Source organism: Micromonospora sp. ATLC20 (assembly GCF_057196585.1).
On record NZ_JBXUOV010000354.1, the window covers coordinates 1 to 1972 of the forward strand.

Consider the following 1972-nt stretch of genomic DNA (forward strand, 5'->3'; position numbering starts at 1 on the left):
CCCAGCAGCCGCGCCGCCGACTCGGGGTCGCCGTCGCGCAGCAGCGGCCCGGCCAGCCCGTCCGCGGCGGCGGCCACCACCGGCACGTCCCACACCCCGACGCCGGCGGTGAGGACCTGCCGGTAGTGGGCGCGGGCCGCAGCCGGGTCGCCGGTGGCGTCGGCGAGCTGCCCGAGCGTCACCAGCGCCGCGAGCCGCACCACGTCGGCGCCGAACCAGCCCGACGGGCATTGCGCGACCGCCCGCTCGCACAGCGTCCGCGCCCGCTGCGGGTCGCCGTCACGGCGGGCGATCTCGCCGAGCCCCAGGTACGCGGCGGCGACCAGCTCCGGCGCGCCGGCCGGCCCGGCGATGCGCCGCACCCGCCGGAAGTCCTCGGCCGCGCCGGTCAGGTCACCGGCGGCGAGCCGCCCGTCGGCGCGGGTCCGCAGCAGTTCCGCCAGGTCCAGGGTGGAGCCGAGCTGCTCGGCCAGCTCCAGCGCCTCCGCCATCGGCGCGGCCGCCGACGCCACGTCACCGGTGCGGTAGGCGGCCTCGGCGTGGGTGGACAGCGTCACGATCATGCCCCAGCGGTCGTCGAGGGCCCGGAACCCGGCGAGCGCGCCGTCCAGGTCGGCGTGGGCCTGGGCGTGACGGCCGTGCAGCAGGCTGACCATCGCGGTGCCCAGCAGGCCCAGCGCCCGGCTCCACGGGTCGGTGCCGAGCAGCCGGTCCCGAACGGCCTGCTCGTGCAGCGCCGCCGCGTCCTCCGGCGACGGCGGGCCGCTGGCCATGCCGGACAGGTAGAGCAGGAACGGATGCCGGGGCGGCCGGGCCAGGGTCCACAGGATCCGCGACGCGGCGTCGACCTCGCTGCGCTCGCCGCCACCGGCGAGCGTGGCGATCAACAGGGCCAGCGCGTACTCCTCGGCCAGGTCGTCGGGCGGGCCGCCGAGCCGGTCGACCAGCCGCCGGGCCAGCGCCGCGCCCTCCCCGCGCAGGCCCCGCAGCCACCAGTAGAACGCCAGCGCCGCGACCAGCCGCAACCCGGTCGCGGTGTCCGCGTGCCGCAGCGCCGCGTGCAGGTCGTCGCGGGCGGCGTCGAGGCGGCGCAGCCACCGCTCCTGGCCGCCGCGGCGCAGCGCCGCGTCGCCGGCCTGTGCCAGATCCAGGAAGTACGCGGCGTGTGCGTCGCGCACCCGCCCGGTGTCGCCGTGCTCGGCGAGGCGGGCGGATGCGAACTCGCGGATCGTCTCCAGCATCCGGTAGCGCCCGCCGGTGGCCTCCACCAGCGACTTGTCCACCAGGCCGGTGAGCACGTCCAGGACGTCCCCGGCGTCCGGCGCGCACACCGCCTGCACGGCGGCCAGATCGGCGGCGCCGGCGAACACGCTCATCCGGGCGGCCAGCCGCCGCTCCGGCTCGTCGAGCAGGTCCCAGCTCCACCCGACGACCGCCTCCAGCGTGCGGTGGCGGGGCGCCGCGGTGCGGTCGCCGCGGCGCAGCAGCCGGAACCGGTCGTCCAGCCGGGCCGCGACCTGCGAAACCGGCAGGGCCCGCAGCCGCGCCGCGGCCAGCTCCAGGGCCAGCGGCAGCCCGTCGAGGGTACGGCAGATCCGCAGCACCGCCGGGGTGGTGGCGTCGTCGAGGGTGAACCCGGGCGACACGTCGGCGGCCCGGTCGGTGAACAGCCGCACCGCCGGGTACGCGGCCGCGGCCTGCGGTGCGGCCGGCCCGTCCGGGGCGGACAGCCCACCGACCGGGCACAACGCCTCGCCGGTGAGGCCCAGCGGTTCCCGGCTGGTGGCGAGCACCCGCAGCCCCGGCGCGGCAGCGAGCAGCCGGCCGGTCAGCCGGGCCGCGTCGTCGATCACGTGCTCGCAGTTGTCCAGCACCAGCAGCAGCCGCCGGTCGGCCAGCGCCGCCACCAGCCGGCCGGTCAGGTCGGCGGGGCCGCCGGGGGTGCGCAGGGCGGCGTCGCGCAGGTCCAGCG

1 protein-coding gene is annotated in these 1972 nt (G+C 78.9%); it reads right to left on the reverse strand.

Annotated features, from left to right (window positions below):
• On the reverse strand, positions 1 to 1972 hold a 1972-nt coding region (locus tag AC2CHG_RS31205), incomplete at both ends, for an ATP-binding protein (protein WP_484526186.1).